This window comes from Amycolatopsis sp. NPDC089917, from assembly GCF_040684635.1.
In the GTDB taxonomy this organism is placed as follows: domain Bacteria; phylum Actinomycetota; class Actinomycetes; order Mycobacteriales; family Pseudonocardiaceae; genus Amycolatopsis.
Genome location: NZ_JBFBGL010000054.1, coordinates 29,096 through 49,484, shown reverse-complemented (window position 1 = coordinate 49,484; position 20,389 = coordinate 29,096). Strand labels below are relative to the sequence as shown.

Annotated in this window: 22 protein-coding genes; 11 read left to right on the top strand and 11 right to left on the bottom strand. The window is 71.2% G+C overall.

Annotated features, from left to right (window positions below; all coding sequences use genetic code 11):
* Positions 1 to 17: 17 nt before the first annotated feature.
* Positions 18 to 518: a peptide deformylase gene (gene def / locus AB0N89_RS31065; RefSeq protein ID WP_364211761.1), complete on the top strand. Its 501-nt coding sequence runs from the start codon at positions 18 to 20 to the stop codon at positions 516 to 518.
* Between the two features lie 64 nt (positions 519 to 582).
* Here def and AB0N89_RS31060 read toward each other — a convergent pair whose 3' ends face one another.
* From AB0N89_RS31060 to AB0N89_RS31045, 4 genes are all read right to left on the bottom strand, one after another.
* Positions 583 to 1,668 carry a GNAT family N-acetyltransferase gene (locus AB0N89_RS31060; RefSeq protein WP_364211758.1) on the bottom strand — a complete coding sequence of 362 codons (1,086 nt, stop codon included), beginning with the start codon at positions 1,666 to 1,668 and terminating at the stop codon, positions 583 to 585.
* 96 nt (positions 1,669 to 1,764) lie between these two features.
* A complete protein-coding gene (locus AB0N89_RS31055) occupies positions 1,765 to 2,448 on the bottom strand; it encodes a VOC family protein (protein ID WP_364211755.1) in 684 nt (227 codons plus the stop codon).
* A gap of 61 nt (positions 2,449 to 2,509) precedes the next feature.
* A complete protein-coding gene (locus AB0N89_RS31050) occupies positions 2,510 to 3,274 on the bottom strand; it encodes a maleylpyruvate isomerase family mycothiol-dependent enzyme (RefSeq protein ID WP_364211752.1) in 765 nt (254 codons plus the stop codon).
* Positions 3,275 to 3,298: 24 nt separating this feature from the next.
* The gene (locus tag AB0N89_RS31045) at positions 3,299 to 3,781 is read right to left on the bottom strand and encodes an SAV_6107 family HEPN domain-containing protein (protein ID WP_364211749.1); all 483 of its coding nucleotides are present in this window, start codon (positions 3,779 to 3,781) and stop codon (positions 3,299 to 3,301) included.
* A 220-nt stretch (positions 3,782 to 4,001) separates the two neighbouring features.
* On the opposite strand from AB0N89_RS31045, the gene AB0N89_RS31040 reads away from it, so the two are divergent.
* On the top strand, positions 4,002 to 4,532 hold the full coding sequence (locus tag AB0N89_RS31040; RefSeq protein ID WP_364211746.1) for a YbaK/EbsC family protein: 531 nt from the start codon (positions 4,002 to 4,004) through the stop codon (positions 4,530 to 4,532).
* On the top strand, positions 4,529 to 5,092 hold the full coding sequence (locus AB0N89_RS31035; protein ID WP_364211743.1) for a GNAT family N-acetyltransferase: 564 nt from the start codon (positions 4,529 to 4,531) through the stop codon (positions 5,090 to 5,092). The genes AB0N89_RS31040 and AB0N89_RS31035 overlap by 4 nt, the downstream gene beginning before the upstream one ends.
* On the opposite strand, the gene AB0N89_RS31030 is transcribed toward AB0N89_RS31035, so the two are convergent.
* From AB0N89_RS31030 to metF, 3 genes are all read right to left on the bottom strand, one after another.
* On the bottom strand, positions 5,089 to 5,970 hold the full coding sequence (locus tag AB0N89_RS31030; protein ID WP_364211772.1) for an EamA family transporter: 882 nt from the start codon (positions 5,968 to 5,970) through the stop codon (positions 5,089 to 5,091). The two genes, AB0N89_RS31035 and AB0N89_RS31030, sit on opposite strands and share 4 nt — an antisense overlap.
* Positions 5,971 to 6,282: 312 nt before the next feature.
* On the bottom strand, positions 6,283 to 7,968 hold the full coding sequence (locus tag AB0N89_RS31025; protein ID WP_364211740.1) for a DUF885 domain-containing protein: 1,686 nt from the start codon (positions 7,966 to 7,968) through the stop codon (positions 6,283 to 6,285).
* 42 nt (positions 7,969 to 8,010) lie between these two features.
* Entirely contained in the window at positions 8,011 to 8,895 is an 885-nt protein-coding gene (metF, locus tag AB0N89_RS31020; protein ID WP_364211737.1) for a methylenetetrahydrofolate reductase [NAD(P)H], read from the bottom strand.
* Between the two features lie 138 nt (positions 8,896 to 9,033).
* Here metF and merB point away from each other — a divergent pair, with 138 nt between their 5' ends.
* Positions 9,034 to 9,711: an organomercurial lyase gene (gene merB / locus AB0N89_RS31015; RefSeq protein ID WP_364211734.1), complete on the top strand. Its 678-nt coding sequence runs from the start codon at positions 9,034 to 9,036 to the stop codon at positions 9,709 to 9,711.
* On the opposite strand, the gene AB0N89_RS31010 is transcribed toward merB, so the two are convergent.
* Entirely contained in the window at positions 9,708 to 10,013 is a 306-nt protein-coding gene (locus tag AB0N89_RS31010) for an AzlD domain-containing protein (protein WP_364211731.1), read from the bottom strand. The two genes, merB and AB0N89_RS31010, sit on opposite strands and share 4 nt — an antisense overlap.
* Positions 10,010 to 10,678 (bottom strand): AzlC family ABC transporter permease, encoded by a 669-nt coding sequence (locus tag AB0N89_RS31005; protein ID WP_364211728.1) that lies wholly within the window; start codon positions 10,676 to 10,678, stop codon positions 10,010 to 10,012. The genes AB0N89_RS31010 and AB0N89_RS31005 overlap by 4 nt, the downstream gene beginning before the upstream one ends.
* Before the next feature lie 48 nt (positions 10,679 to 10,726).
* Between AB0N89_RS31005 and AB0N89_RS31000 the strand changes: the two genes are divergently transcribed.
* The 5 genes from AB0N89_RS31000 (at position 10,727) to AB0N89_RS30980 (ending at position 15,614) form a co-directional block, all read left to right on the top strand.
* Positions 10,727 to 11,275: a CGNR zinc finger domain-containing protein gene (locus tag AB0N89_RS31000; protein ID WP_364211725.1), complete on the top strand. Its 549-nt coding sequence runs from the start codon at positions 10,727 to 10,729 to the stop codon at positions 11,273 to 11,275.
* Between the two features lie 61 nt (positions 11,276 to 11,336).
* The gene (locus AB0N89_RS30995; RefSeq protein WP_364211722.1) at positions 11,337 to 12,428 is read left to right on the top strand and encodes a polyprenyl synthetase family protein; all 1,092 of its coding nucleotides are present in this window, start codon (positions 11,337 to 11,339) and stop codon (positions 12,426 to 12,428) included.
* Positions 12,428 to 13,903, top strand: a complete 1,476-nt coding sequence (gene crtI, locus AB0N89_RS30990) for a phytoene desaturase family protein (protein ID WP_364211719.1) — start codon at positions 12,428 to 12,430, stop codon at positions 13,901 to 13,903. The genes AB0N89_RS30995 and crtI overlap by 1 nt, the downstream gene beginning before the upstream one ends.
* Positions 13,900 to 14,829, top strand: a complete 930-nt coding sequence (locus AB0N89_RS30985) for a phytoene/squalene synthase family protein (protein WP_364211716.1) — start codon at positions 13,900 to 13,902, stop codon at positions 14,827 to 14,829. Before crtI ends, AB0N89_RS30985 begins: the two co-directional genes overlap by 4 nt.
* A complete protein-coding gene (locus tag AB0N89_RS30980; RefSeq protein WP_364211713.1) occupies positions 14,826 to 15,614 on the top strand; it encodes an LLM class F420-dependent oxidoreductase in 789 nt (262 codons plus the stop codon). The genes AB0N89_RS30985 and AB0N89_RS30980 overlap by 4 nt, the downstream gene beginning before the upstream one ends.
* A gap of 334 nt (positions 15,615 to 15,948) precedes the next feature.
* Here AB0N89_RS30980 and AB0N89_RS30975 read toward each other — a convergent pair whose 3' ends face one another.
* Positions 15,949 to 16,497 (bottom strand): CGNR zinc finger domain-containing protein, encoded by a 549-nt coding sequence (locus AB0N89_RS30975; protein ID WP_364211710.1) that lies wholly within the window; start codon positions 16,495 to 16,497, stop codon positions 15,949 to 15,951.
* A gap of 22 nt (positions 16,498 to 16,519) precedes the next feature.
* Here AB0N89_RS30975 and AB0N89_RS30970 point away from each other — a divergent pair, with 22 nt between their 5' ends.
* Positions 16,520 to 17,698 (top strand): MFS transporter, encoded by a 1,179-nt coding sequence (locus AB0N89_RS30970; RefSeq protein WP_364211707.1) that lies wholly within the window; start codon positions 16,520 to 16,522, stop codon positions 17,696 to 17,698.
* On the opposite strand, the gene AB0N89_RS30965 is transcribed toward AB0N89_RS30970, so the two are convergent.
* Entirely contained in the window at positions 17,667 to 18,035 is a 369-nt protein-coding gene (locus tag AB0N89_RS30965; protein ID WP_364211705.1) for an Rv2175c family DNA-binding protein, read from the bottom strand. The genes AB0N89_RS30970 and AB0N89_RS30965 overlap by 32 nt on opposite strands.
* 184 nt (positions 18,036 to 18,219) lie before the next feature.
* On the opposite strand from AB0N89_RS30965, the gene AB0N89_RS30960 reads away from it, so the two are divergent.
* A complete protein-coding gene (locus AB0N89_RS30960) occupies positions 18,220 to 20,274 on the top strand; it encodes a PASTA domain-containing protein (RefSeq protein WP_364211702.1) in 2,055 nt (684 codons plus the stop codon).
* Positions 20,275 to 20,389: the final 115 nt, after the last annotated feature.

Sequence of the window (20,389 nt, the reverse complement as noted above, 5' to 3'; positions counted from 1 at the left end):
GAAAAGGACGTTCGACCATGGTGATGCGCGACCTGCGCTACTTCGGGGATCCCGTGCTCAAGACCGTATGCGACCCGGTCACGACCTTCGACAAGAAGATCGAGTCGCTGGTGACCGACCTGATGGACGGGGTGAAACCGGCCGGGCGCGCGGGTCTCGCGGCGCCGCAGATCGGGGTCGGCCTGCGGGTGTTCAGCTACGACGTCGGCGGGCTGAGCGGGTACGTGATCAACCCGGAGATCGTCGAACTGTCCGAGGAGACGCACGAGATCGGCGAGGGCTGCCTGTCGGTGCCGGAGCTGTGGTTCCCGGTCGTCCGCGCGAAGCACGCCGTGGTGCGCGGGGTCGACCTGCGCAACGAACCCGTCGAGGTCGAGGGCATCGACGTGCTCGCCCAATGCCTGCAGCACGAGACCGATCATCTCGACGGCAAGCTGTACCTGGACCGGCTCACCCCCGAACGCAAGAAGCGCGCACTGGGTGAGGCCCGCGGCAAAGACTGGTTCTGGAACCGCTGACCCCCTCCCGCGTTTCGTCCTCTGAATGCGGTGGTCGGGAGCGCGAACCAGCGCGTCCAGAGGACTAAACGCGGGGGTTGGGGAGCGCGAAGCGCAGGGTCCCGGGGTCGCCGGGGATCCGTTCGGGACGGAGCCCGACGCGGGTGGCGGTGCGGTAGAGGGAGTCGTCTCCGGGCAGGCAGACAGCGGTGAGTTCACGCTCTCCCTTGGCCACGGCCAAGACCGCGAGCCGCGTCAGCAAAGCGGTACCGATTCCTTGGCGCTGCCAGGAATCCTCGACCAGGAGCGAGACTTCGGCCGCTCCCTCGTCGGCCGACGAGATCAGCTGACCGAGGCCGATCACCTCGCGGCCGCAGACCGCGAGCAGGCTGATTCCGCGTGGTGGCACGAGGAGCCGGTGCAGCCAGCGACGCGGCACTGTGCGCATCCCGGTGTGGTAGCGGTGGAACAGCGTGGTCATCGAACATCTCTGGTGCAGCGCGGAGACCGCCTCCGCGTCACCGGGGACGCCCTTCCGCAGGACGATCGCGGCGCCGTCGGGCCGGTCGAGCACGACCGGTCCGGTCACGTTGTCGCGGACGGCGGTCATCAGACCGGTCAGCGCGACGGCCCGGCTGAGTTCCAGCTCGACGAACGGCGACCACCGGCGGCGCGCGACGAACGCGGCGCCGTCTCCCGCCGGGAACACCGCCCGGTGCCCGCCTTCGGTCCGGGCCGGGTTCGCCTCGATCGACGGGACCTTTGTGACGACGTCGGCAGCGAGGACCCTGCGGAGCACCTCCGCGAGGCCACCAGGTTCCTCGACGGCTCTTTTGGCCGCGGTGAGCGTCGCGGTGGCCGGATCGACCAGTTCGGCCAGATCCGCGTCGACGACGGCGGAGCATTCGCAGCCTTCGTCGCGGATCGCGTCGACGAGCAGTTGTTTCGGCAGGCCGGTGGCCGGCCGCAGGACGATCTCGTCGAGCACGCCGCCGGGGACCGGGAGCACCGACAGCCCGAGGATGTTGCATTCGAGGTCGGCCAGCCGGATCGCGATCCTGGCCAGGGTGCCGGGCCGGTCGTCCACGCGGATCCGGACCCGCCAGGCCGACGCGGACGCCGTCTCTTCAGCGGAGTGGACCAGGGTGGGCCGGACTCGATAGGTCTCCATGACCTCCACGGTCCCGGCCGGTTGTTGCCTGCCAACGGCACGCGTGTTTCGCGCAGGTCAGCGATCGGGGCCGCCGCGCAACCCGGGCGAAACAACTCAGCGGGGCGTGAGCACGCTGAACTCGTTGCCCTCCGGATCCACCATGGCCACGGAACCGTGCCTCGCCGAGCCCTGCCCAGGGGCGCCCAGCGCCCGCAGGCGCCGGACCTCGGCCGCCCGGCTCCCGCCTCGCCGCGGCGCGATCTCGAACCGCAACCTGTTCCGGCGCAGTTTATCGTCCTGGGACGCCAGGAACTCCACCCACGGACCGCGGCCGTCCGGTGGCCGCAGGCCCACGATCGACTCCTCCCGGACGCCGATCTCCCAGCCCAGTGCGGCCGCCCAGAACCGCGCGAGCCGCTCCGGGTCGAGGGCGTCGACGACGACCGACGCGATCGCACCGGTGCCTTCGTACTGCTCGCGGGGCTCGAGGACACAGAATTCGTTGCCCTCGGGATCCGCGAGTACCACCCACGGCACCCGTTTCTCCTCCGGCGGGCCCTGGCCGACGTCGATGTGCCGTGCGCCGAGGGACAGCGCGCGGTCCACCAGTTCGGCCTGGTGTTCGAGCGAATTGCTCGCCAGATCCAGGTGCAGCCGGTTCTTGCCCTCTTTGGGGCCCGCCTCCGAGCGGAAGGCGAGCTCGAACGGGGCGTCCCAGCCGAACAGCCCTTCCCAGAAACCCGCCAGATCTCTGGGAAGGGCCGAGTCGAAGACCAGATTCACCAGATGTGATGCCACACCGTGAACCTAGCCGGGAACACCGACACTTTCTGACCGGTTTGGCTTCCCCACCGACCGGTCATCGGGTCGCGAGCCGCAAGAGGGCCCAGAGTTGTCCCGCCATGTCCTGGTCTCCGCTGACCGTCACCGCCGTCGGACCCGCCCGGCCCCAGAGCCAGCGGTAGATCTTGTCCGGCTGCCCGGTGATCAGATCGTCCGCCCGCTGGGCCTCCTCGGCCGAGCACCGCCAGACGATCGTCTCCGTGGGACCGGCTCTGGCGATCCAGGTGTGGCCCGCGGTGCGCACGCCGACCGATCCGGTCTTGGTACCGGACAGGCCCAGCAGCGGCAGCCGCTGGCCGAACCAGAGCACCAGCGCCTCGTCGATCCCGTCGAGTGCCACGTCTTCGGGGATCTCCGACACGTCCCGGCCTGCCGCGGTCTCCGCGTCGATCCGGTGGATCGTCGCCTCGTGCGCCATCCTCCGCCGCCAGAACCCGTAGCTGCGGTCCGCCGGCCACCAGGTCGGCGCCAGGTCGTCCGGTTCGTGCGCGGACAGTTCCGCGACGAGCTCGTCCCGGCCCTCGCGGAAGTATTCCTCCAGGGTCTGCTGCGGCCCCGGTTTGCGCTGCCAGTGCTCGGGACGCCGCCCGTCGGTGATCCAGCGGCGGGTGACCCGGTAGACGCTGCCGACGTGCCTGAGGATCTCGCCCAGCGTCCAGCCGGGGCAGGTGGGGACCGGCGCGTCGGCGGACGCGGTGTGCGCCACCTGAGCCATCAGCTCGGTTTCGGCGCCGATCACCTCCAGGAACCTGCCCTGATCGATCATGGCCTGCCCGGCCATCGGGCACCCCCTCTCCGCGGTGACTCAGGCGACATACGCCGAGTCACCCATCGGCAGCCCGTGCACCACCCGCCGGACCAGTTCCAAGAACACCGCGGCGGCCCGCGTCAGCTCGTCCGCCAGTTCGACGGTGACCTTGCCGGTGATCCCCGCCTGCGCGGCGGCCCGCGTCGCCGAGTTGGCCGCGAAGAACGCCGCCCACTCCTTCAGCTCGGGCGCGACGGAATCGAGCAGCACCCAGCCGCTCGCCGGCCGGGCCCGGCCCCGGTGCGGACGGCCGCGGGCCTCCAGGACCGCCGCCGCGCCCCGCAGCGCGGCGAGATAGGCCCCGATGAACCGCTCCGCGGGATCGGTTTCCCGCTCTGCCTCGGCGAGCCCCCGCCTCGCCTGTGCGTACAAGGAGACCGCCGCGGGTGGTGCCGGCGGGCGCAACGACATCGGCAGGGCGGGCTGCGCGGTGCCCCCCGGTCTCTCGGCTTCGTCGGGGGACACGACCGAAACGGACATGACGACCCTCCTCCTGTACGTGAGCGCCGGCCGGTGCCCGGCGCCGAGGCGCTTCCCCCGCCCCCGCGCCGGGCACCTACCGGTGCGCGCTCACCGAATGTCGAACGTCTGTTCGAACAAGTCCAATGTAACCCCGAAGTGCCCTTTCCTCAACCCCGTAGCCGGGTGATCGCCGCATGTGGCGCGGGACACGGGATCCGCCACGTGATCTCATAGGCTCATGAGCACCATCGACCAGTCCGGTCATCCCTCGGTGGCCAAGGTCGCGGCCGCGCTCGCCGAGGCGGGCCAGCACGACGCCGCGCTGCGGATCCGGATCCTCCCCGCCGAAGTCCGCACGGCCGCGCAGGCCGCCGAAGCGCTCGGTGTCGAGGTCGGCGCGATCGCGAACAGCCTCGTGTTCCGCAGCCGCACCGGCGACACCGACACGGCCCTACTCGCGCTGACCTCCGGCGCGCACCGTGCCGACACCGGGCTCCTGGCTTCCCTGACCGGCGCCGACGAGATCGGCAAGGCGGACGCGGATTTCGTGCGCGCGCACACCGGGCAGCCCATCGGCGGCGTCGCCCCGGTCGGTCACCCGAAGGCGTTGACCACTCTCGTCGACACCGCGTTACGCGCTTACGACGTCGTCTGGGCCGCCGCCGGGCATCCGAAATCGGTGTACCCCACGACGTTCGACGGCCTCGTCTCGCTGACCGGGGGCACTCCCGCGGACATCGCGGGCGACGGGCAGGATGGGCGCCCGTGACCGCGATGTCCTCGGAATGCACCCGTTACGTCCAGCTGTCCGCGGACGAGTTCCGCGCCCGGCTCCCCGAGGCGCTGACCATCTACGTCAACGCCATGCGTTACCCCGAAGGCACGGCGGAACAGCGCGCGCCGATGTGGCTCACGCACGCGCTGCGCGAAGGCTGGCGCTGCATGGCCGCGCTCGACGCGGACGGCGTCCTGCTCGGACTCGCCTACGGCTACAAGGGCCGCGGCGGCCAGTGGTGGCACGAACAGGTCCGCCACGGCCTGACCCGGCGTGAGGGCGTGGACGCCGCCGAGCGCTGGATGTCCGACTACTTCGAGCTCACCGAGATCCACGTCAGCCCCGACAGCCAGGGGAAGCGGATCGGCGAGGACCTCCTGCGGCGGCTGCTCGACGGCGTGCCCAGCGCCCACGTCCTCCTTTCCACGCCGGAAGGCACCAGCCGGGCCTGGAACCTGTACCGGCGCGTCGGGTTCGTCGATGTGCTGCGGGACTACCACTTCGCCGGGGATCCGCGGGCGTTCGCGATCCTCGGCCGCACGCTGCCCCTCTAAGGTTTCGAGTAGGCGACCGCGAGCGCGGCGATGAGCACCGCCGCGCCGCACCAGCCGACGGCGCCGAGCCGTTCTCCGAGCACAGCCATGGAGAGCAGCGCGGCGGTCAGCGGTTCGAGCAGAGCGGACAGCGCGGCCAGCACGGGATGGGCGCTTTCGAGGCCGCGAAAGTAGGCCGCGTAGGCCAGCGCCGTGGGCACGACGCCGAAGTAGACGACGAGCGCGAGCACGTCCGCCTGCAGCGGCACGCCCATCCCGAACCACAGTGCGGCGGGGGTGAGCGCGGCGCCGCCGATCAGGCAGCCGAAAGCCGTGGTGGGCAAGGGATCCAGCCCCTCGACGCGGGTCGCGGTCACCAGGGTCAGCGCGGCGAACCCGGCCGCGGCGAGAAGCGCGAAGAGCACTCCGGCGGCGGCGACCTTCTCCCCCGGTGTCCACTGCAGCAACGCGAGTCCGACGAGCGACCCGGCCAGGGACACCGCCGTCCACGCTCCGGGCAGACGGCGCGTTCTGACCACCGTCGCGACGGCCAGCAGGACGGGGGCGCTGCCGATGGTGGTCATGGTCGCGACGCTCACGGAACTCAGGGAGACCGCGGCGAAATAGCTGGTCTGGAACAGGGCGAACAGTCCGCCGACCGCCAGGAGGCGGCGACGGACCTCGGCGGTGCGCGGAAGGCCGCGAAGGCCTCCGGTGAGCCAGAGATAGCCGGTGGCGATCACGCCGCCGATGAGCAGCCGGTACGCGGCGACGCTCAGCGGATGGAGCCCCGCACGGGAGGCGAGCAGGGATCCGGCGAGGCCGCCGGTCCCCCAGAGGACGCCGGCGAGGACGAGCGCGGCCGACGACCGGGCACGCGTGGGTAGGGCAACGGACAGGGGGAAACGCTCCTGCGTCTGTGTCTGCCGGAAAGGACGTCGACGACGCGGGGTGCTTCAGCGCAGCACGGATCGGCCGGGCGGCGGGAACGCCGCGCGGCCGGAGACACCCCGCTCAGGAAGCGGGAGGTGGGGTGACGAGAAAGATCCGGTGCACGAGGGGAACGTATCAAGGCTCCGGCGGCCGGGGCACGTGAATTGCGGCACCCCTGTCCTGCGCGAACGGCCGGGCGGAAATGTCATGAAAGGGTCGTTCCTGACGTTTTTCGTCAGGAACGACCCTTTCATGACATCCGGGGTAGAGCGGCCGCCTCAGTCCAGGGCGGCCAGCATCTCCCGCAGGGTGTCCAGCCCCATCCCGCCGAGCGCCAGCGCCCGCGTGTGGAACTCCTTGATGTCGAACGCGTCGCCCTGCCGGGCACGGGCTTCGTCGCGCGCGGCGAGCCAGAGGCGTTCACCGAGCTTGTACGACGGCGCCTGCCCGGGCCAGCCCAGGTAGCGGTCGATCTCGTCGTGCACGTGGGCCGGGTCGGTGACGGTCCGGGTGAGCATGAACTCCAAGCCCAGTTCGGGCGTCCACCGCTCGCCCTCGTGGAAGCCGGTGCCCGCCGGGATCTCCAGCTCCAGGTGCATGCCGATGTCGATGATCACGCGCGCGGCGCGGAACAGCTGCTCGGACAGCATGCCGAGCAGCTCGCCGTCGTCGGAGAGGAAGCCGAGGTCCTCCATCAGCCGCTCGGAGTACAGCGCCCAGCCCTCGGCGTGCCCGGAGGTGAACGCCAGCAGCCGCTGGTACTTGTCGAGCGACTCCGACTGGTCGACCGCGGTCGCGATCTGCAGGTGGTGACCCGGTGCGCCCTCGTGATAGACGGTGCTGACCTCACGCCAGGTGGTGAACTCGTCCCGGCCCTGCGGCAGCGACCACCACATGCGGCCGGGGCGGGAGAAGTCCTCGCTCGGGCCGGTGTAGTAGGCGCCGACGGTGCCGCCGGGCGGGGCGATCTTGCACTCCAGCTCCATCACCCGGTCGGAGATGTCGAAATGCTTACCGCGCAACGACTTCAGCGCGTTGTCGGACAGGTTCTGCATCCAGGCCTGGAATTCCGCCCGGCCGCGCACGACGTACTTCGGGTCGGCGTCGAGGACGGCGGCCGCCTCGGCGAGGGTGGCGCCGGGCTTGATCCGGTCGGCGACCGCGCGCATCTCCGTTTCGAGGCGGGTGAATTCGGCCCAGCCCCAGGCGTAGGCCTCGTCCAGGTCGAGGGTGGCGCCGGTGAACACCCGGGACCACAGCTTGTAGACCTCGGCGCCGACGGCGTCCTTGACCGGTGCCAGCGGGGCGAGTTCCGCGCGGAGGAAACCGGCGAACTCCGCGTACGCCTCCTGAGCGGTCTGCGCGGCCTGGCCGAGTTCGGCGCGCAGCTTCTCGTCGACGTCCTTCGCGCCCGAGACCAGCGTCTCGAAGTACCCGGTGTCCTCTTTGAGCCCGGCCCAGGTCTCGGCCTGTCCGGCGACCTTGCTCACCTGCCGCAGCGCCGACACCCGGCCGGCGTCCGCGGCCGCGAGCAGCGAGACGCGGAGACCGTCGAGCGCTTCGGGCACCTTCGCCATCCGGGCGGCGATCGTCGCCCAGTTCTCCGCGGTGTCGGTGGGCATGAGGTCGAAGACCATGCGCATTTCCTGCACGGGGCTTTCGATCACGTTCAGCGCCGCGATGTCGAGACCGGCTTCGTGGATCTCGAGGTTCAGCGCGATCCGCTCGCTGAACACCGCTTTGGCCGCGCGTTCGCCGTCGTCGACCGGTTCGGCCGCTTCGATCGCGGCCAGCGCGCGGGCGGCGATCGAAGCCCTGGCCGCGTGCCCGGCGGGCGAGTAGTCGGTCAGTCGGTCGTCGTATCCGGGGATGCCGAACGTCGTCGCGGCGACCGGGTCCGCCGCGGCGATCTCGTCGACGTACCGGTCACAAATCTGGTGTACGCCCAGCGCAGTTGAAGCCATGCGGCGCACGCTACCCGGACCGCGGGCGCCGGCGGTACAGACTTACGCCCGGGCCGGGACCAGCCCGAGCCTGCTGACCACCTCACGCGTCGCCTTGGACCGGTTGAACGTGTAGAAGTGCAGGTCGGGCACACCTTCGGCGATGAGCCGCTCGCACAGTTCGGTGACCGCGTCGATCCCGGCCGCGCGGAAGGCCTTCGGCTTGTCGGCCAGCGGTTCGAGCCGGTCCAGCAGCCGCCGCGGCGCGGGCGCGCCGGACAGCTTGATCGACGTGTGCAGCGTCCGGAGCGTGGTCAGCGGCATGATGCCGGGGATGACCAGCGCTTCACAGCCCGTAGCCGCGACGCGGTCCCGCAGGCGGAGGAAGTCCTCCGGCTCGAAGAACAGCTGCGCGATCGCGAAATCCGCGCCGGCGCGCAGCTTGCGCACGAGGTATTCGGTGTCGGCTTCGAGGTTCGCCGACCTCGGGTGGCCGTAGGGGAAGGCCGAGACGCCGACGCAGAAGTCGCCGAGGGAACGGACCAGTTCGACGAGTTCTTCGGCGTAGTTGAGCCCGTCCGGATGCGGGACCCAGTCGCCGTAGACGTCGCCCGGCGGGTCGCCCCGCAGCGCGAGGATGTTGCGCACGCCGACGGCGGCGTACCAGCCGATGACGTTGCGCAGTTCCGCGACCGAGTGGTTCACGGCGGTGAGGTGCGCCATCGGCACCAGCGTGGTTTCGGTGGCGACGCGGGCGATGCTGCGGATGGTGCCGTCCCGGCTGGAGCCGCCGGCGCCGTAGGTGATCGACATGTACGCCGGGTCCAGTGGCTCGAGTTCCCGGATCGACTTCCACAGGACGGCCTCGTCGGCCGCGTCGCGGGGCGGGAAGAACTCGATGGAGAACACGGGGCCATCACCCTGCAACCGCTCGACCACGGACGTCATACCGCTCATGTTAAGGGGGAAAGTCCGCTGGCCGGGAGCCCCCTCTCAGGGCATGGGCGTGCGACTTCAGCCACTCACGAGCGGTTGCCGAGTGACGCCGACCTGGGGAGACTCGGGAACGACCCACAGGGAGCCGCCATGAGCGCCGAGAACGACACCAGCTGGGACGAAGACGTCCGCGTCGCGGTCTACCGCGCGTTCGCCGAGCACGGGAGGCCGCCGACGGCGCCGGAACTGGCCGACGCCGCCCACGGCTCGCTCGCGGTGGCGAAACAGGCGCTGCACCGGCTCGCGGAGCAACGGCACGTGGTGCTCGACGACTGCGAGCACGTCGTGATGGCTCACCCGTTCGCGGCGATCCCGCTGGGGTTCTCCGTGATGGGCGCCGGCACGCTGTGGTGGGGCGGTTGCGCGTGGGACGCGTTCGCGATCCCGCATCTGGTCAAGGCCGAACCCGAGGTGCTGGTGTCCACGCGCTGCCGCGGCTGTGGCGAACCGCAGGCACTGATGGTCGGCGACCAAGCGCCCCCGAAGGGTGATCTCGTCGCGCATTTCCTCGTCCCGGCGGCGCGGATGTGGGACGACGTCGTGCACACCTGCGGCAACCAGCGCCTGTTCTGCGATGAGTCCTGTGTGGACGGATGGCTCGCGGAAACGGGGCAGGACAAGGGTTACGTAATGGATCTGGCGACGCTGTGGCGGCTCGCGGCAGGCTGGTACGACGGCAGGCTCGACCATGGCTACAGCCGCCGCGACCCGGCGGCCGCCGCCGCGTACTTCGGCGAAGCCGGACTGAGCGGACCGTTCTGGGCCTAGATCAGGAACCGCAGCACGGCCGTGACGACGACGCCGCAGAGGATCGCGGCGAGCGCCGGCGCGCGCAGCACGTAGGTCACCGCGATCGCGGCCAGTCCCGCGCAGAGCGTCCAGTCGACTCCCGACCAGGCCGGACCGGTCACGTCGGTGAGCACGAGCCCGGCCAGCAACGCGGGCGCGAGCAGCGCGATCACCCCGGCCAGGCGCGGCGGCATCTCCCGGTCGCCGAGCAGGACCGGGCCCGCCGCCTTGAACCCGATGCTGATCAGCGCGACGAGGACGATCGCGAGCCAGAGCGTCATCGCCGCACCGCCAGACCGAGCAGCGCGGCGGCCGACGCGCCGATCAGCGCGAGGCCGACCGGCACGAACAGCACCAGGACACCCGCCAGGCAGGCGGCGAGCGCGGCGGTCCGGACCGCCTGGCGCGACCGGCGAAGCTCGTCGATGAGCAGGACCAGGAAGAAGCCGGGGAACACGACGTCGAGGCCGAACCGCGCGACGACGTCCGGCGGTGGCGCGGCCAGGACGCCGAGCACCGTGCCCAGCACCCACGCGGGCAGCTGGACGAGCGTGCAGCCGATGAGCTTTTCCCGGTCGAAGCGCCCTTCACCGAGATGGGCGGCGACCCACGAACCGTCGACGACGGCCTGGCCCTCCCACGCGCGGCGCAGGCGCCCGCCGCGCAGGTCCGCGGCGACGGCGGCGCCCATCGGCAGGAAACGGGCGTTGATCAGGGCCGCGGCGCCGACCGCGACGGCCAGGTTGCCGCCGCCCGCGAGCGCGGTGGCCATCGCGAACTGGGCCGAGCCCGAGAACACGATGATCGAGGCGACGATCGGGGCCGCTATCCCCCAGCCCAGAGTCTGACTGTAGGCGCCGAAGGTGACGCCGAGGACGAAGGTCGCGACACCCAGCCCGAGCCCGACGCGGGCGCCGGCCAGATAGTTCCGCCGGAGCGTTGTCATACCGGGGACTCTAACAAGCTAAACTGAGTTTGACCATTAGGAGGATCTGTGGACGGCCACTGGGACGGCTACGACAGCATCGGCGGGAGCGTGCCGTTGGACCTGGTCAACACCGTTTCCTGGCGGCGCGATCCGGCCAGGCGGGACGACCGGCTTTCGGCTCCGGAGCGGCTGTCCGAGTGGGTCGTCCTGGCCGGCGCGGGCACGGAACGGCTGGAGATCTCCGAGGCCGTCCTGGAGACCGTGAAGTCCTTCCGCGAGACGCTCTACCGGGTGCTCGTGTCGGATCCGCCGGACGTCATGGCGCTGCGGAAGCCCCTGCTCGCGGCGTACCGGTACGCCGAGCTCGCGCCCGCTCTCCCGCTGAAGTGGACGGTGCCGTTGCGGGACGACGCCGCGCTGCCGCATTTTCTCGCCCTGGAGGCCGAGGAACTGCTTCGCTCCGGCGATCTGGCACGGATCCGGGAGTGCGAAGGCCCGGGGTGCGGCTGGATCTTCACCGACCAGACCCGCAACCGATCGCGGCGCTGGTGCAGTTCGTCGGACTGCGGGAACCGGGCCCGGGCGAAGCGGCACTACGACAAGGGCCGCGTCTGATTCGCCACATTCGGAGGCACCCGACTGGGTCACGACGGCGTCCTTCCCGGAGGATGTGCTCATGGACACGTCCGCCTACGACGCCGATCTGCCCGCCCACGTCGAGCGGGCGCTGGCCGGGTTCCTCGAGCGCGCCGGTGCCGAAATCCGCAGCGCCGAACCGACCGTGGGCGTCGGGATCGACGCGCTGGCCGGGTTCGTGCTGGGCGGCGGCAAACGCCTGCGCCCGACGTTCGCCTGGTGGGGCTGGCGCGGCGCGGGCGGCGACCCGGACGGGCCGGACGTCGAAGGCGTGCTCCAGGCGGTGGCGAGCCTGGAGCTGATCCAGGCGTGCGCGCTGATCCACGACGACCTCATCGACTCCTCCGATTCGCGCCGCGGTTCCCCGACGGTGCACATCGCGGGCGCGAAGCTGCACGCCGACAGCGGCTGGCTGGGTTCGCCGAGCACGTTCGGGCTCGCGACCGCCGTCCTGGTCGGCGACCTGGCGCTGGCCTGGGCCGACGACATGTTCGGCGAGGCCCCGCTCCCGCCCGCGGCCCTCGCCGCGGCGCGGCCCGCGTGGCGCGCGATGCGCACCGAAGTCCTCGCCGGCCAGTACCTCGATGTCCGCACGCAGGCCACCGGCGACGCCTCTCCCGAGGCCGCGCTGCACATCTGCAAGCTCAAGACGGCCGCGTACACCGTCATGCGCCCGCTGCACCTCGGTGCCGCGCTCGGCGGCGCCGACGACACCCTGATCGCGACGCTGCGCGAGTTCGGCGACGAGGTCGGCGTGGCGTTCCAGCTGCGGGACGACCTGCTCGGCGTGTTCGGCGACCCGTCGGTCACCGGCAAGCCCGCGGGCGACGACCTGCGCGAGGGCAAGCGGACGCTGCTGGTCGCGCTGGGACTCCAGCGCGCGGCCGAACAGGGCAAGGAAGCCGCGTCGCAGGTCATTTCCGACGCCATCGGCGACGCGCACCTGTCCGAAGACGCCGTCGAGACCGTGCGCGAGGCCCTGCAGGACGTCGGCGCGGTCGACGCGGTGGAACGCCGTATCGACGAGCTCACCGAGTCCGCGATGGCGGCGCTGGACCGTGCTCACCTGGCCGAACCCGCCCCCGCCGCGCTGACCGGGCTGGTCGTCAAGGCGACCCAGCGGACGTACTGATGCGCACCGTCACCGGTCCGAGTGACCACGTCGTGGTGATCGGTGGCGGGCTAGCCGGGCTGTCGGCGACGCTGCATCTGCTCGGCGCCGGACGCCGCGTGACCCTGCTGGAGCAGGACAAGACCCCCGGCGGCCGCGCCGGGCAGGCGGATTTCGGCGGCAACACCGTCGACACCGGGGCCAGCGTGCTGACCATGCCGGAACTGCTCGACGAAGCGTTCTCCGCGGTCGGCGAATCCCTGGCGGACAACCTGACGCTGACGAGGCTCGACCCGGCGTACCGCGCGAGGTTCGCCGACGGCAGCACGATCGCCGTGCACACCGACGCGGCGGCGATGGAGGCCGAGATCCGCGCGGCCGCCGGTCCGGCCGAAGCCGAGGGCTACCGCCGTCTGCGGCGCTGGCTGACCGACCTGTACGCGGTCCAGAAGGACCGCTTCATCGGCGCGAACTTCGACTCCCCGCTCGATCTCGCGCGCCCGGAACTGGCGAAACTGGCCGCGCTGGGCGGATTCGGGCGGCTCGGCCCGAAGATCGACGGCTTTCTGCGCGACGACCGGGTGCGCCGCCTGTTCTCCTTCCAGGCGCTCTACGCGGGCCTCGATCCGGCCCGCGCGATCGGCGCGTACGGCGTCATCTCCTACATGGACACCGTCGGCGGGGTCTACTATCCCTCGGGCGGGATGGGCGAGATCGCGCGGGCGATGACGAACGCGGCCGAGCGCGCGGGCGCGGAAGTGCGATTCGGCACCGAAGCCGCTTGGCTGGAAAGGGTTTCCTCGCGGGTGCGCGCGGTGCGGACCCGCTCCGGCGAGCGGATCCCTTGCGACACCGTGGTTCTCGCGACCGAACTCGGCACCGCGTACCGGTTGCTCGGCGCCCGTCCCCGCCGTCCGCTGCCGCTGCGGTACTCGCCGTCGGCCGTCGTGCTGCACGGGCACGCGCCGAGATCGTGGCCGGATTTGGGCCACCACACCATTTTCTTCGGTCAGGCCTGGGAAAAGACGTTTTCGGAGATCATCCGCGAGGGCAGGCTGATGAGCGATCCGTCGCTGCTGGTGACCCGGCCGACCGCGACCGAACCGGGCCTCGCCCCCGGCGGCGACCAGGTGATCTCGGTGCTGGCCCCGGCACCGAACCTGCGCCGGGGCAAGATCGACTGGGGCCGGGTCGGGCCCGCCTATCGCACGGAACTCCTGCGCACCCTGGAAAACCGCGGCCTCACCGGGTTCACGGAGGACTTCACCGTCGACGAGACGATCACCCCGGCGGGCTGGGCGGAACGCGGCCTCGCCGCGGGCACCCCGTTCTCGCTCGCGCACACCTTCTCCCAGACCGGCCCGTTCCGGCCGGGGAACCTGCTGCGGGCCGCGGACAACGTCGTGCTGGCGGGCTGCGGGACGACGCCGGGCGTCGGCATCCCGCCGGTGGTGATCTCCGGCAGGCTCGCGGCGGGGAGGATCACCGGCCGATGAACGAACTCGACGCCGCGGGCATCACCGCGCCGGCGTTGCGGGCCGCGTACACCGAATGCCGTCGCATCAACGCGCACTACGGCCGCACCTTCTTCCTCGCGACCCGGCTGCTGCCGCCCCGGACGCGGCCGTTCGCGCACGCGCTGTACGGCTTCGCGCGGATGGCGGACGAAGTGGTCGACAATCCCGCGCCGGGCACCGATCCCGCCGTCGCGCTGGACGACGTCGCCGTCATGGTCGGGCGGGTCTTCGACGGCGGCACGCCCGCCGACCCGGTGCTGACCGCGCTCGCCGACACCGTGCGCCGTCACGATCTGGACCGCGAGCTGTTCGACGCGTTCCTGCGGTCCATGGCGATGGATCTCAAGATCACCGAGTACGCGACCTACGCCGAGCTCAAGGAGTACATCCACGGTTCGGCCGAGGTGATCGGGCTGCAGATGCTGCCGGTCTTCGGCACCGTCGTCCCGGTCGCCGACGCGGTACCCGGCGCGGCCGCACTGGGCGAGGCGTTCCAGCTGACCAACTTCCTGCGCGACGTCGGCGAGGACCTCGACCGGGGACGGCTGTACCTGCCCACCGGGGAACTGGCCGCGTTCGGCGTCGACCGCGAACTGCTCGCATGGTCACGCGCCCGCGGCCTGCCGGACCGGCGGGTGCGGCGCGCGCTCGCCGTGGCGGTCGCGCGCAACCGGGCGGTGTACCGCCGCGCCGAAGCCGGAATCCCGTTGCTGCGCGAGGAATCCCGCGACTGCGTGCGGACCGCGCTCGCGCTCTACGAAGGCATTCTCGACGAGATCGCGGCCCTCGGTTACGACGTGCTGAACACCCGCGCCGTCGTCCCCCGCCGACGCCGGCTGGCGGTCGCCCTTCCGAGGTTACTGGCGAGCACGTGGAGCAACTCCAGGCTTAGGCTGCGATCATGACGACTGCTGCGAACAGGAAGATCCGGATCGGCGTCCAGCTGCAGCCTCAGCACGCCGAATACAAGGCGATCCGCCGGGCGGCCTCGGAGGCCGAAGACCTCGGTGTGGACATCGTCTTCAACTGGGACCACTTCTACCCGCTCTACGGCGAGCCCGAGGGACTGCACTACGAGTGCTGGACCATGCTGGGCGCCTGGGCGGAGTCCACGTCGCGGGTCGAGATCGGCGCGCTGGTGACGTGCAACAGCTACCGCAACCCCGAACTGCTCGCCGACATGGCCCGCACCGTCGACAACATCTCCGACGGCCGGCTCATCCTCGGCATCGGCTCCGGCTGGTTCGAGAAGGACTACGACGAGTACGGCTACGAGTTCGGCACCGCCGGCGGGCGGCTCGACAACCTCGCCGAGGCACTGCCGCGGATCGAGAGCAGGCTCGGCAAGCTGAACCCGCAGCCGGTCCGCGACATCCCGGTGCTGATCGGCGGCGGCGGCGAGAAGAAGACGCTGCGCCTGGTCGCGAAGCACGCCGACATCTGGCACGGCTTCGGCGACCCGGAGGTCGTGGAGCGCAAGGTCAAGATCCTCGACCAGCACTGCGCCGACGTCGGCCGGGACCCGAAGGAGATCGAGCGTTCGGTCGCCGTCGAGGGCGAGCCGGAGGAGCTGGGGCCGAAGCTGCTGGAGCACGGTGTCTCGCTGTTCACCGTGGGGACCGGCGGGCCCGATTTCAATCTGGACAAGTTGCGGTCCTGGATCGCCTGGCGCGACAAGCAGCAGTCCTGACCCGCTTTCGGGCTCGTGAGTGGTGAGGACGGTCAGAGCCAACCTCACCACTCGCGAGCCCAATGCCGGGCTGGCCGTTTCGTGTGTCGGGATGGACGACATCCGTGTCCCGACGGACGACACCCGTGACTGGACGGACGACATGCGTGATCCGACGGACGACACACGCGGCGGGGAGGTCGGGCAGGGAGTCGTCCCTCTGGACACGGATGTCGTCCATCCCGTCACATGTGTCGTCCATCCAGGCACGCGAGTCGTCCATCCAGCCACGCGTTGATACCACCCGCGCACCGCGGTAGGCACCTGAGACACCCTTGGTCTTGATCGCCCTCGGTCAAGACCGTTTGCGGTGGGCCGCGACCCGCTCCCGGGTGGCGCACCGCGTCGAGCAGTACCGACGCGGACTCCCCCCACCCCAGTGCGCGAAGGGCTTCCCACAGCCCGAAGCGGCACACAACCCACCCGGCGGCGCCTGACGGTCCGCCAGCAGCACCGCCAGAGCCAACGCCGACGACGTCACCAGCCACGCACCCCACGGCCCGTCGTCGGCGGCGTCCACGTGCAGATGCCAGCCGAACCCGTCGGCATGGTCGGTCAGCCGCGGCGGATGCGCGTAGCGGGCCAGCAGCCGGTTGAGCACCCCGGCCGCCTCCGAAGCATCCCGCGCCGCGAAGACCTCACGCAGCTCCGAAGCCGCCTCACGCAACGACGTCAGGTCCGAAGGCGCCAGTTCGACAGAGGTCTCGCCGTGCGCCTCCAGCACGGAACGGACGTCCGAAACCGAAGGCTCCGGAACGAGCAGGACCTCCAGCAGATCCACCGCCCGCCGCGCCGCCGCCCGCGCCGAACGGCCGGGCAGGAAATCCTGCTGCGCTGAAGTCATACCCCACTGTAACGTCTCGCCAATGAGAAGCCGTTACAGACTCGCCGTCTATCTCACCGGCGCGACGGTCGCCAGGACCGGCGACGAGCTGTCCGGACCGGCGCTGCTCCTGCTGGGCCTCGGCGTCGACGGCTCGGCCGCCACCGGGTCCGCGCTGCTCGCGGGTCTCACGATCTCGGCGGCGGCGGGCGGGCCGTTGCTCGGTGCGCTGCTCGACCGCAGTACCCGTCCCGGACGGCTGCTGGCGTGGGCGCTGCTCGCTTACGCGGGCGGGCTCGGCGCGGTGCTCGCGCTCGTCGAACTCCCGGCGGCGATCGCGGTGGCCGTCGCGGCCGGGCTGCTCAATCCGGCCTTGGCGGGTGGCTGGACGGCGCAACTGCCCAACGTCCGGGGCAGGACGCCGCTGGCGAGGGCGAGCGCGCTGGACGCGATGACGTTCACCGCCGCGAGCCTCGCCGGACCGGGACTCGCCGGGCTTGTGGCCGCGTACGCCGGCGCCCCGGCCGCGGTGGCCGTCGCGATCACGCTGGTCGCGGCCGCTTTTCCCGCGGCCTGGTCGCTGCCCGCCGTCGAAGCGAAGCCCGCGAAACCGATCCCGCGAAGGCTCGCCGACGGGTTCTCCGCCCTCTTCCGCAATCGCGCGCTGCTGCGAGCCACCGCGACGTCCACGGTGTCCTTCATCGGGATCGGGATCGCCGTGGTCTGCTATCCGCTGCTCGGCGCCCAACGGCTGGGAAACCCGGGGTTCGGCGCGCTCCTGCTCGCCGTGCTGGCCACCGCGTCACTGGTCGCGAACGCCGTCCTGGCCCGCAAGCCGCCACCGCCGGATCGCACCGTCCTCGCGACCACCGTCCTGCTCGCCGCGAGCTTCGTGCTCGCGGCGACCGGGCACGACGCGGTGACCCTGGTGGCCGCCGCCGTACTCGCCGGTTTCGCCGAAGGGCCACAACTTTCGGCCCTTTTCGCCATCCGGCATCGTGAGGCGCCAGAGGAGGTCCGGGCTCAGGTTTTCACCACGGCGGCGAGCGTGAAGATCACCGGACTCGCGGCCGGAGCGGCGGCCGCCGGGCCGTTGAGCGCACTCTCCGTAACCGCCGCACTGTGCGCCGCGGCGGGCTGTCAGCTGCTCGCGGCTGCGACGTATGTACTGGTCAGGACATCCGGGCGGACTAGAACGCCATCGCCTGCGCGCGCCGCTTGACCTCGGTGCCGTGGCTGGTGCGGAGCGCGTTGACCGGGGTGATCCCCGGCAGCGTCTCGTCCTCGGCGAAGAGCCAGCGCAGCATCTCCGTCCGGCTGAAGCCCGAGTCCGCGAGCACGGTGATGGTGCCCGCCAGGCCCTTGACCACGCCGTCCTTCACCAGGAACCCGGCCGGGACGTACAGCTCACCCTTGCGCCGGACCGCGATCAGGTGGCCGTCACGCAGCATCTGGCGGACCTTGTTGGCCGAAACGTTCAGCGCGGTCGCGACCTCCGGAAGAGGGAGAACGGCCACATCTGCATCGAGAACGTCGTCGGCGACGGGAATACCACTCACAGGTGACACTGTGCCACATTCCGTCTCCCCCTCCGTTAGTACGCATGGGTGACTACTCGACTATGACGGAGAGTGCTCGCCCGATCACGTAAACCGCCGATTCGGCGAAATGCCGCGAATCGTGATCCGCGGCGAGCCAGGTCCCGTACACCAGAACATGGGCACTTCCGTACGATCCATAGCCGTGACACGCACGGACCCCACGCTGGTGGGCACTCTGCTCGAGGGCCGCTATCGGGTGGACAAGCTGCTCGCACGCGGTGGGATGTCGTCGGTGTACCGCGGCGTCGACACCCGCCTGGACCGCCAGGTCGCCATCAAGATCATGGATCCGCGGTTCGCCGACGACCGGTCGTTCGTCGAGCGTTTCGAGCGGGAGGCCCGGTCCGCGGCCCGGCTGCACCACCCGCACGTCGTGGCCGTGCACGACCAGGGCTTCGACACCCCCGGCGGTGAGGAATCCGGTCGCGCGTTCCTGGTCATGGAACTCGTCGACGGCGGAACCCTGCGCGAACTGCTCTCCGAACGCGGCCCGCTGGACGTCGCGCTCGCGCTGAGCATCGCCGAACCGGTGCTGTCCGCGCTGGCCGCGGCGCACGCCGCCGGGCTGGTGCACCGCGACGTCAAACCGGAGAACGTGCTCATCGGCCGCGGCGGCGCCGCGCTTTCGGGCGGCGTGGTCAAGGTGGGCGACTTCGGCCTGGTCCGCGCGATCGCGAGCGCGGGCACCACGAGTTCGAGCGTCATCCTCGGCACCGTCGCCTACGTCTCGCCCGAGCAGGTCGCCACCGGCGCGACCACGTCGAGCGGCGACGTCTACTCGGCCGGGATCCTGCTGTACGAAATGCTCACCGGCCGCGCGCCGTACACCGGCGACACCGCCCTCTCGGTGGCGTACCGGCACGTCAACGACGACGTCCCGCGCCCGAGCGAGCTGCGCCCGGGGATCCCGCCGATGCTGGACGAGCTGATCCTGCGCGCCACCCGGCGCGACCCCGGGCAGCGCCCGGCCGACGCCGCGGCGTTCCTCGCCGAGCTGAACCACCTGCGCACCGCCGTCGGCATCCCGGCGGTCCCGGTGCCCGTGCCGCTGCCCGCGGACGCCGGCCGGGAGACCGACGCCGAGCGCACCACCCCCGGCATCCCGGCCGTCCCGGCGGGCCCGAGCGCGGCGACGACCGTGCTGCCCCCGGTCGCCGAAGCGACCATGCCGGTCAGCGGGCCGCGGGGCACGCAGGCGATGCAGCGGGAGCAGCAGTTCCCCGCCGCTCAGCCCCCGCGAACGCCTCCCCCGCGTCCGAAGCCGCCCGCGGACGACGAAGACCAGCCTCAGTCGCGCAAACGCCTCTACGTGATGATCGCGGCCGCGGTGCTGGTCCTCGGCGGTCTGATCGGCGCGTTCGCCTTTATCCTCAACGACACCGGCCCGACCTCGTCGTCGGTGCCGAAGCTGGCCGGGATGAACCAGGCCGCCGCCGGCGACGCGCTCCGGACGGCGAAGCTGACCCCGGCCTACACCGAGGAGTACAGCGACACCGCCGCGCAGCACACGGTGATCCGGTCCGACCCCGCGGCGGGCACGTCGCTCGCGCCGGGCGCCACGGTCAACGTCGTGCTGTCGAAGGGCCGCCCGATCGTCCCGGACATCCAGGCGGGCACGAGCCAGCAGGACGCGGAGGCGGCGATCAAGGCCGCCCAGCTGACACCGGTGCAGGGCGAGCAGGAGTACAGCGACGTCGCCAAGAACAAGGTGATCCGCGTCGACCCGAGCCCCGGTTCGCAGCTGAACATCGGCGGGCAGGTCACGGTCATCCTGTCGAAGGGTCCCGAACCGCTGCCGCCGGTCCCGGACGTCACCGGCCAGACCAAGGACGCCGCCTTCCAGATCTTGCAACAGGCCGGTTTCCAGCCGTTCCAGGCGGGCGAGGAGTTCTCCGAGCAGTTCGGCGCCGGCCAGGTGATCCGCACCGACCCGAAGGGCGGCGGCAAGGCGAGCAACCGCCGGATCGGGGTGTTCGTTTCGAACTCCGTCGAAGTGCCGAACGTGACCTTCAAGCGGATGGAAGAGGCCATCCAGATCCTGCGCCAGGCGGGCCTGGACGCCGACCGTGAGGGTCGGGGGAACGGCAACGGCCACGGCGGCGGAAACGGTGGTTTCGACTTCGTCCTGCAGCAGGATCCGCAGCCGGGCACGAAGGTGCCGAAGGGCACGAAGGTGAAGCTCAGGGGCTTCGGGTGACGCGAAAGGTGAGGTGAAACCGTTCAGTACCGGCCTGGTCATCGGATACCGTGAACCGCATGGTGGTCGTTGACGGCGTGAGCGGCAGGTCGGACAGGTTCACCTCGCGTTCGGT

Bases quoted from the DNA above. Each gene is read 5' to 3' on its own strand.
- merB (WP_364211734.1), top strand. From the start codon at position 9,034: ATGAGCGCCGAGAACGACACCAGCTGGGACGAAGACGTCCGCGTCGCG.
- AB0N89_RS31010 (WP_364211731.1), bottom strand. From the start codon at position 10,013: ATGACGCTCTGGCTCGCGATCGTCCTCGTCGCGCTGATCAGCATCGGG.
- AB0N89_RS30980 (WP_364211713.1), top strand. From the start codon at position 14,826: ATGACGACTGCTGCGAACAGGAAGATCCGGATCGGCGTCCAGCTGCAG.
- AB0N89_RS31025 (WP_364211740.1), bottom strand. From the start codon at position 7,968: ATGGCTTCAACTGCGCTGGGCGTACACCAGATTTGTGACCGGTACGTC.
- metF (WP_364211737.1), bottom strand. From the start codon at position 8,895: ATGACGTCCGTGGTCGAGCGGTTGCAGGGTGATGGCCCCGTGTTCTCC.
- AB0N89_RS31060 (WP_364211758.1), bottom strand. From the start codon at position 1,668: ATGGAGACCTATCGAGTCCGGCCCACCCTGGTCCACTCCGCTGAAGAG.
- AB0N89_RS31040 (WP_364211746.1), top strand. From the start codon at position 4,002: ATGAGCACCATCGACCAGTCCGGTCATCCCTCGGTGGCCAAGGTCGCG.
- AB0N89_RS31005 (WP_364211728.1), bottom strand. From the start codon at position 10,678: ATGACAACGCTCCGGCGGAACTATCTGGCCGGCGCCCGCGTCGGGCTC.
- crtI (WP_364211719.1), top strand. From the start codon at position 12,428: ATGCGCACCGTCACCGGTCCGAGTGACCACGTCGTGGTGATCGGTGGC.
- AB0N89_RS31045 (WP_364211749.1), bottom strand. From the start codon at position 3,781: ATGTCCGTTTCGGTCGTGTCCCCCGACGAAGCCGAGAGACCGGGGGGC.
- AB0N89_RS30995 (WP_364211722.1), top strand. From the start codon at position 11,337: ATGGACACGTCCGCCTACGACGCCGATCTGCCCGCCCACGTCGAGCGG.
- AB0N89_RS31050 (WP_364211752.1), bottom strand. From the start codon at position 3,274: ATGGCCGGGCAGGCCATGATCGATCAGGGCAGGTTCCTGGAGGTGATC.
- AB0N89_RS30975 (WP_364211710.1), bottom strand. From the start codon at position 16,497: ATGACTTCAGCGCAGCAGGATTTCCTGCCCGGCCGTTCGGCGCGGGCG.
- AB0N89_RS30985 (WP_364211716.1), top strand. From the start codon at position 13,900: ATGAACGAACTCGACGCCGCGGGCATCACCGCGCCGGCGTTGCGGGCC.
- AB0N89_RS30970 (WP_364211707.1), top strand. From the start codon at position 16,520: ATGAGAAGCCGTTACAGACTCGCCGTCTATCTCACCGGCGCGACGGTC.
- def (WP_364211761.1), top strand. From the start codon at position 18: ATGGTGATGCGCGACCTGCGCTACTTCGGGGATCCCGTGCTCAAGACC.